This is a genomic window from Pseudomonas wayambapalatensis, from assembly GCF_049942315.1.
GTDB lineage: Bacteria > Pseudomonadota > Gammaproteobacteria > Pseudomonadales > Pseudomonadaceae > Aquipseudomonas > Aquipseudomonas wayambapalatensis.
The window spans coordinates 26,071-32,982 of record NZ_JBNFMU010000112.1; the positions used below are offsets into that span (position 1 = coordinate 26,071).

The following is a 6,912-nucleotide window of genomic DNA, read 5'->3' on the forward strand; positions in this document are numbered from 1 at the left end:
ATGGCTAACACCCCCTACCCCCAGTCCTACTACGCCGCCTCGGCCAACCCGGTGCCGCCACGTCCGGCGCTGCAGGGTGAGGTGGAGACCGATGTATGCATCATCGGTGCCGGCTACACCGGCCTTTCCAGCGCACTGTTCCTGCTGGAGAACGGCTTCAAGGTGACCGTCGTCGAAGCCGCCAAGGTCGGCTTCGGCGCATCGGGCCGCAATGGTGGGCAGATCGTCAACAGCTACAGCCGCGACATTGACGTCATCGAACGCACCGTCGGCCCCAAGCAGGCACAACTGCTGGGCGAGATGGCTTTCGAAGGCGGCCGTATCATCCGTGAGCGCGTGGCCAAGTACAACATCCAGTGCGACCTGAAGGACGGCGGCGTATTCGCGGCCCTGACCAGCAAGCAGATGGGCCACCTGGAGTCGCAGAAGCGCCTGTGGGAGCGCTTCGGCCACACCCAGCTGGAACTCATGGACCAGAAGCGCATCCGTGAAGTGGTCGCCTGCGACAGCTATATCGGCGGCATGCTCGACATGAGCGGCGGCCACATCCACCCGCTGAACCTTGCCCTGGGCGAGGCCGCTGCGGTCGAGTCGCTGGGCGGCGTCATCTATGAGCAGACCCCTGCCGTGCGCATCGAGCGTGGCGCCAACCCCGTGGTGCATACCCCACAGGGCAAAGTGCGCGCCAAGTTCATCATAGTCGCGGGCAACGCCTACCTGGGCAACCTGGTGCCGGAACTGGCCGCCAAGTCCATGCCTTGCGGCACCCAGGTGATCACCACCGAGCCACTGGGCGAGGAACTGGCCCGCACCCTGCTGCCGCAGGACTACTGCGTCGAGGACTGCAACTACCTGCTCGACTACTACCGCCTGACCAGCGACAAGCGCCTGATCTTCGGCGGCGGCGTGGTCTACGGCGCACGTGACCCGGCGAACATCGAGGCGATCATTCGTCCGAAGATGCTCAAGGCCTTCCCACAGCTCAAGGACGTGAAGATCGACTACGCCTGGACCGGCAACTTCCTGCTGACCCTGTCGCGTCTGCCGCAGGTCGGTCGTATCGGCGACAACATCTACTACTCCCAGGGTTGCTCGGGTCATGGCGTGACCTACACCCACCTGGCGGGCAAGGTTCTGGCCGAAGCACTGCGTGGCCAGGCCGAGCGTTTCGACGCCTTCGCCGGCCTGCCGCACTATCCGTTCCCGGGTGGTCAGTTGCTGCGTGTGCCGTTCAGCGCCATTGGTGCGTGGTACTACAGCCTGCGGGATCGCCTGGGGTTCTGATGTAGCACCGGCTTGTTCATTTCGCGGGCAAGCCCGCTTCCACAAGCGTGCATCTGTGGGAGCGGGTTTACCCGCGAAATGTAATCAGTACCGCCGCAGCTACTGCCCGAGGCTACGCAGCGCCTGCTTAGCGGCAATCTCCTGGCCATCGCGCGCCAGCTCGTCGGCAGCCTTCATCCAGCGCTGGCGGTCGACCTGGGCCGGCAGGCGCTGCGGCGGTTGCACCAGCACCGCCCAACTCCCCTCCTTGGCCCAGGCGCTCTCGAAGGTATCGAAATCCAGCAGATGCCGCCGCGCCATCCCTGAACGCAGCAATACACGCTGCTTGTAACGGTCGTAGCCGATCAGCACCGCATAGCGTGGCTCGCCCCACAGCGCCGAACCATCGTGATAGCGCAACAACACCGGATGACCGGCCGCCACTTGGGTGAGCAAGGCATCCAGGCGCTTGTCCAGCGGATAGACCACCATGCCGTACTCGCGGGCCACCCGGGGAATGCCGGTTTCCAGCGACGCCGCGCCCTGCGGCAGATTCAGCGATTTGTCCAGCAGGCCAGGCGTGATCGGCGCGCCCTGCTGCGAAAGCACGGCCGCCAGAGCCATCGAACCACTCAGATTGGCATTACCGCGATAGAACGGCACGCTGCTGATCTCGACCCGCTGCGGCAGTTTGTCGAGCGCCGCCGGTGGAGAACCGGCGCAACCGGCAAGGCTGGCGACCACCAGGCAGGCCGCCAGCAGGCGGCGCGGGCTCAGGGAGGTGAAGAAATGCTGCGACATGGACACTCGCTTGTTTCGACGCCCGGCAGACAGCGCCCGGCACTGGGCTCCGATCATAGGCGCCTGCGCGGCCCGGGTATAGCCCGCTTCGGGCTTGGAACGAAATGGCCCAAGCAATAGACCTTCGGTCAATGGAACGTCACACGCGTGCGGCTAGACTAAGAAAGTGTCTGGAGGGAACAGCCCACAGCTGTCCCGAGAGAAGGAGGCACGCACATGAGCCTGACAATGGCAATCTTCATGCTGGTCGCGATGTGGTTGAGCGTCGCCGCCGCCATGCTCTGGGGGGTACTGCGCATCGCTCGACGCCATGCCCGACCGCATCACACCCAAGCCGCCACCGCGCCCAAGCCTCAGCCGCTGCATCGCACCCGCCGGCACGCCGGGGCACATTGACCTGATCCGCAAAAGAAAAAGGGGCTGCCTGGCAGCCCCTTCTCTTTTGCGTCAGCCCGGTGTCAGCCTTCAGCCGCCTCGCGCTTCAGGCGTGCCCGGCGAACCATGATGTTGAGGATCTCGATCACCGTGGAGAAGGCCATCGCTGCGTACACGTAGCCTTTCGGTACATGGGCGCCGAAACCTTCGGCGATCAGCGTCATGCCGATCATGATCAGGAAGCCCAGCGCCAGCATCACCACGGTAGGGTTGTCGTTGATGAACTTGGCCAGCGGGTCGGCGGCCACCAACATCACGATCACCGCACTGATCACAGCGATGATCATGATCGGCAAGTGCTCGGTCATGCCCACGGCGGTGATGATGCTGTCTACCGAGAAGACGATGTCGAGCAACAGGATCTGACCGATCGCCGCAGCAAAGCCGAGGGTCACGGTGGTGCCGGCCTTGGATTCTTCCTTCGCACCATGCGGATCGACGCTTTCGTGAATCTCCTTGGTTGCCTTCCACAACAGGAACAGGCCACCGGCGATCAGGATCATGTCCTTCCAGGAGAAGGCGTGGCCGAATACCTCGATCACCGGCTCCGTCAACTGGACGATCCAGGCCACCGTCGAGAGCAGTGCCAGGCGCATGATCAACGCCATGCTGATACCGATCCGTCGAGCCTTGGAGCGGTAGGCCTCAGGCAGCTTGTTGGTGAGAATCGAGATGAAGATCAGGTTGTCGATACCCAACACGATTTCCATTGCCACCAGTGTGGCCAGGGCGACCCAGGCGGTGGGGCTCGCAGCAAGTTCCAGCAAGTATTCCATTTAGTGTTCCTTCGCTCAGATGTCCTGGGTGTCGTTCTTGTCTTGCTTGCTCTCGGTTTTTGGCTCGCTGCCACCGAGGGTTTCGTTCAAGGCTTGCTGGGCGGCTTCGTTGGTCTTGTCGATCGCCTGCTTGGCCGACTCGGCGGCCTGGTTCAGCACCTGCTGGGCCGACTTCTCGGCCTGGTCGCAACCCGCCGTGGCCAAGAGCGCCAGCACCAGTACCAACGGAGTGCCGATGGATTTCAGTTGTAGCATAAGGTCCTCGCTTATCGATGTTCGGCTGGCGCACGCAGCGCGCCTGATGGAGTCGAATTCTAGAGAGACCGATAGTTCAGGAAAATTCGTATTTTCAGCGGTTATACTTCGATTTTTACGAATCGAGTCGTACCTCCATGCTCAACTACCGTCAGCTTCACTATTTCTGGGTAGTGGCCCGCACTGGCAGCATCACCCGCGCCAGCGAGCAATTGAACCTTACGCCGCAGACCATCAGCGGGCAGATCAGCCTGCTGGAACAGACCTACAACCTGGAGCTGTTCCAACGCGTCGGTCGACAACTGGAACTGACCGAAACCGGCCGCCAGACCCTCGCCTATGCCGAGCAGATGTTCCAGATTGGCAGCGAACTCGAGACCCTGTTGCGCGCCGGCCCCCAGGAACAGATCCTGTTCCGCGTAGGGGTCGCGGACGTGGTGCCCAAGTCCATCGTCTATCGTTTGCTGGCACCGACCATGGAGCTTGACGAAGTACTGCGCATCAACTGCCGTGAAGACAAGCTGGAGCGCCTGCTCGCGGACCTGGCGATCCAGCGCCTTGACCTGGTGATCTCCGACAGCCCCATGCCCAGCCATCTGGACATCAAGGGGTACAGCCAGAAACTGGGTGAGTGCGGCCTGAGCTTTTTCGCCACCGCAGCCCTTGCCACTCGGCTGAAGCAGCCCTTCCCCGGCTGCCTCGACGACGCACCGCTACTGATCCCCGGACAGGAAACGGTAGTGCGCAGCCGCCTGTTGCGCTGGCTGGCCGAGCAGCAGGTGCAACCGCGCATCGTCGGTGAATTCGACGACAGCGCCTTGATGCAGGCATTCGGACAATCGGGCAGCGGCATCTTCGTGGCGCCCAGCGTGATCGCCGATGAGGTGTGTCGGCAGTACGGCGTGGAACTGATCGGACAGACCGAGGCGGTGCATGAGTCGTTCTATGCGATCTCTGTGGAGCGCAAGGTGAAGCATCCGGGGATCGTGGCGATTACCGAAGGCGCGCGCAGGGAGCTGTTCAACTGGTGAGTTCATACTGGCCCTTATCGGGCCAATAGCACTGCCATCCCTAGCGTAAATGCGGGAAACAATACCGTCAGCCATGTACTACAGCTCCTGTGCTACAGTCCGCGGTTCGTTCAAACCCGAGACCCCGCTGCACATGACCCCTGTTTTTCGCCTTCTCAGCCGCACCAGCCTGGTGACCCAGATCATCATTGGCCTGGCTGCCGGTATCGCCCTGGCGCTGGTCGCCCCGAGCCTGGCCCTGGATCTTGCATTCCTCGGCAAGGTGTTCGTCTCGGCCCTCAAGGCCGTGGCACCGATCCTGGTGTTCGTGTTGGTGATTGCCTCCATCGCCAACCATCAACAAGGTCAGCAGATCCATATCCGCCCTATCCTCTGGCTCTACCTGCTGAGCACTTTCGGTGCCGCCGTGGTCGCCGTGGTAGCGAGCATGGCCTTCCCTTCGACTCTGATACTGAACCCACACGAAGCAACGCTGAGCGCCCCCGGCGGCATCACCGAAGTGCTGCAGGGCCTGCTCCTGAGCGCGGTGGACAATCCAGTGAGTGCCCTGGTCAATGCCAACTTCATCGGCATCCTGACCTGGGCCATCGGCCTGGGCATAGTGCTGCGCAAGGCCGGCAAGGCAACCCGCGGAGTGATCGACGACCTGTCCAAAGGCATCACGCAGCTGGTTCGCGTGGTGATTCGCTTCGCTCCACTGGGGATCTTCGGCCTGGTCAGCTCGACCCTGGCCGAGGCGGGCCTGGATGCCCTGCTCGGCTACCTGCATCTGCTGGGGGTGCTGATCGGTTGCATGCTGTTCGTAGCATTGGTGATGAACCCGTTGATCGTGTTCTGGAAGATTCGCCGCAACCCTTACCCCCTGACCCTCCTGTGCCTGCGTGAAAGCGGTATCACCGCGTTCTTCACCCGCAGCTCGGCAGCGAACATTCCGGTAAACCTGGCGTTGTCGGAGCGCCTGGGCCTGCATGAAGACACCTACTCGGTGTCGATCCCGCTGGGTGCGACCATCAACATGGCCGGGGCCGCGATCACCATTACCGTGCTGACCCTGGCGGCGGTGCATACCCTGGGGATCGCCATCGACCTGCCGACCGCGGTGCTGCTCAGCGTGGTGGCTGCGGTCTGTGCCTGCGGCGCCTCGGGCGTGGCCGGCGGGTCGCTACTGTTGATTCCTCTGGCTTGCAGCCTGTTCGGCATTCCCAGCGAGATTGCCATGCAGGTGGTTGCCGTCGGCTTCATCATCGGTGTGTTGCAGGACTCGGCGGAAACCGCGCTCAATTCATCGACCGACGTACTGTTCACTGCGGCTGCGTGCGAGGCCATGGAGCGGCGTACTGCCTGAGCCGCAATTGCTTAAGCCAGACGCAAGGCCTAGGCTAATGGCCTTTTCCTAGTAACGAGACAGGGCCATGTCAGAACACGAAACCGCAGGCGAAGGCCGCCTCAACAGTATCGAGGTCCGTATCCTCGGCGCGCTGATCGAAAAGCAGGCCACCAGCCCGGAAAGCTACCCACTGACACTCAATGCGCTGGTCCTGGCCTGCAATCAGAAGACCAGCCGGGAGCCGGTGATGAACCTCTCCCCCGGTCAGGTCGGCCAGGCCCTGCGTGCGCTCGAAGGCCAGGACATGGCCCGCCTGCAGATGGGTAGCCGCGCCGACCGCTGGGAACATCGGGTAGACAAGGCGCTGGAACTGGTACCGGCGCAGTTGGTACTGATGGGGCTGATGTTCCTGCGGGGCCCGCAGACCCTCAACGAACTGCTGACCCGCAGCAACCGTCTGCACGAATTCGAAGACGTCGATCAGGTCCAGCATCAGCTGGAGCGCCTGGTTTCGCGCGGGCTGGCCTTGCATCTACCGCGTCAGGCAGGCCAGCGCGAGGACCGCTACACCCATGCCTTGGGCGATCCGGCCGAGATCGAAGCGATTCTTGCCGCGCGTCAGCAGGACAGCGGGCCACGCAGTGGTGCAGGCAGCGTTTCGGAGGATCGAATCGAAGCGCTGGAAGCGCGGATCTCGGCACTGGAGGCGCGGCTGGCTCAGCTCGAGGGCTGAGTCAGGTCTGGTCGGGCTCGGGGAAGTTACGGCAGCTCTTGCGCTCGGCCAGTTCCTGGTCGCTGGGGCGCTGGTCGACGAACACGGTACGACCGTCGGGGTAGATTTCCAGATAGCCCCAGTGCAGGTCCTGCTCCTGTTGGCCGGGCTTGGGTGGCACCAACCACCAGGGTTCTCGACTGATCGGGGTCATGGCGCGATTCCTGAGAGCGTCTTCTTCAAGCATAGACACCCTCAGAGAATGCTTTGTTTCTGCGGGCCTCATCGCGGGACAAGTCGGGGCGCCGAACC

The 6,912-nt window shown here is 62.7% G+C and carries 9 protein-coding genes; 5 read left to right on the forward strand and 4 right to left on the reverse strand.

Annotated elements, in window-relative coordinates:
* On the forward strand, nt 1-1,284 hold the full coding sequence (locus ACPZMI_RS05680) for an NAD(P)/FAD-dependent oxidoreductase (RefSeq protein ID WP_186669067.1): 1,284 nt from the start codon (nt 1-3) through the stop codon (nt 1,282-1,284).
* 99 nt (nt 1,285-1,383) lie between these two features.
* Here ACPZMI_RS05680 and ACPZMI_RS05685 read toward each other — a convergent pair whose 3' ends face one another.
* Entirely contained in the window at nt 1,384-2,121 is a 738-nt protein-coding gene (locus tag ACPZMI_RS05685; protein WP_186722223.1) for a peptidase C39 family protein, read from the reverse strand.
* Nucleotides 2,122-2,280: 159 nt separating this feature from the next.
* Here ACPZMI_RS05685 and ACPZMI_RS05690 point away from each other — a divergent pair, with 159 nt between their 5' ends.
* Nucleotides 2,281-2,460 (forward strand): hypothetical protein, encoded by a 180-nt coding sequence (locus tag ACPZMI_RS05690; RefSeq protein ID WP_186669065.1) that lies wholly within the window; start codon nt 2,281-2,283, stop codon nt 2,458-2,460.
* Nucleotides 2,461-2,522: 62 nt separating this feature from the next.
* Here the strand turns inward: ACPZMI_RS05690 and ACPZMI_RS05695 are convergent, their stop codons facing one another.
* Nucleotides 2,523-3,275 (reverse strand): TerC family protein, encoded by a 753-nt coding sequence (locus ACPZMI_RS05695; RefSeq protein WP_186669064.1) that lies wholly within the window; start codon nt 3,273-3,275, stop codon nt 2,523-2,525.
* A gap of 15 nt (nt 3,276-3,290) precedes the next feature.
* Nucleotides 3,291-3,530 carry a hypothetical protein gene (locus ACPZMI_RS05700; protein ID WP_186669063.1) on the reverse strand — a complete coding sequence of 80 codons (240 nt, stop codon included), beginning with the start codon at nt 3,528-3,530 and terminating at the stop codon, nt 3,291-3,293.
* Between the two features lie 137 nt (nt 3,531-3,667).
* Here ACPZMI_RS05700 and nhaR point away from each other — a divergent pair, with 137 nt between their 5' ends.
* The 3 genes from nhaR (at nt 3,668) to ACPZMI_RS05715 (ending at nt 6,621) form a co-directional block, all read left to right on the forward strand.
* Complete coding sequence (nhaR, locus tag ACPZMI_RS05705) at nt 3,668-4,561, forward strand: transcriptional activator NhaR (protein ID WP_186722224.1); 894 nt, start codon at nt 3,668-3,670, stop codon at nt 4,559-4,561.
* A 133-nt stretch (nt 4,562-4,694) separates the two neighbouring features.
* Complete coding sequence (gene sstT / locus ACPZMI_RS05710) at nt 4,695-5,906, forward strand: serine/threonine transporter SstT (RefSeq protein WP_186722226.1); 1,212 nt, start codon at nt 4,695-4,697, stop codon at nt 5,904-5,906.
* 67 nt (nt 5,907-5,973) lie between these two features.
* Nucleotides 5,974-6,621, forward strand: coding sequence for a YceH family protein (locus tag ACPZMI_RS05715; protein WP_288375188.1), 648 nt, complete (start codon nt 5,974-5,976; stop codon nt 6,619-6,621).
* Between the two features lies 1 nt (nt 6,622).
* Here the strand turns inward: ACPZMI_RS05715 and ACPZMI_RS05720 are convergent, their stop codons facing one another.
* Entirely contained in the window at nt 6,623-6,814 is a 192-nt protein-coding gene (locus tag ACPZMI_RS05720) for a hypothetical protein (RefSeq protein ID WP_186669057.1), read from the reverse strand.
* Nucleotides 6,815-6,912: the final 98 nt, after the last annotated feature.

Bases quoted from the DNA above. Each gene is read 5' to 3' on its own strand.
- nhaR (WP_186722224.1), top strand. From the start codon at position 3,668: ATGCTCAACTACCGTCAGCTTCACTATTTCTGGGTAGTGGCCCGCACT.
- ACPZMI_RS05720 (WP_186669057.1), bottom strand. From the start codon at position 6,814: ATGACCCCGATCAGTCGAGAACCCTGGTGGTTGGTGCCACCCAAGCCC.
- ACPZMI_RS05715 (WP_288375188.1), top strand. From the start codon at position 5,974: ATGTCAGAACACGAAACCGCAGGCGAAGGCCGCCTCAACAGTATCGAG.
- sstT (WP_186722226.1), top strand. From the start codon at position 4,695: ATGACCCCTGTTTTTCGCCTTCTCAGCCGCACCAGCCTGGTGACCCAG.
- ACPZMI_RS05685 (WP_186722223.1), bottom strand. From the start codon at position 2,121: ATGATCGGAGCCCAGTGCCGGGCGCTGTCTGCCGGGCGTCGAAACAAG.
- ACPZMI_RS05690 (WP_186669065.1), top strand. From the start codon at position 2,281: ATGAGCCTGACAATGGCAATCTTCATGCTGGTCGCGATGTGGTTGAGC.
- ACPZMI_RS05680 (WP_186669067.1), top strand. From the start codon at position 1: ATGGCTAACACCCCCTACCCCCAGTCCTACTACGCCGCCTCGGCCAAC.
- ACPZMI_RS05695 (WP_186669064.1), bottom strand. From the start codon at position 3,275: ATGGAATACTTGCTGGAACTTGCTGCGAGCCCCACCGCCTGGGTCGCC.
- ACPZMI_RS05700 (WP_186669063.1), bottom strand. From the start codon at position 3,530: ATGCTACAACTGAAATCCATCGGCACTCCGTTGGTACTGGTGCTGGCG.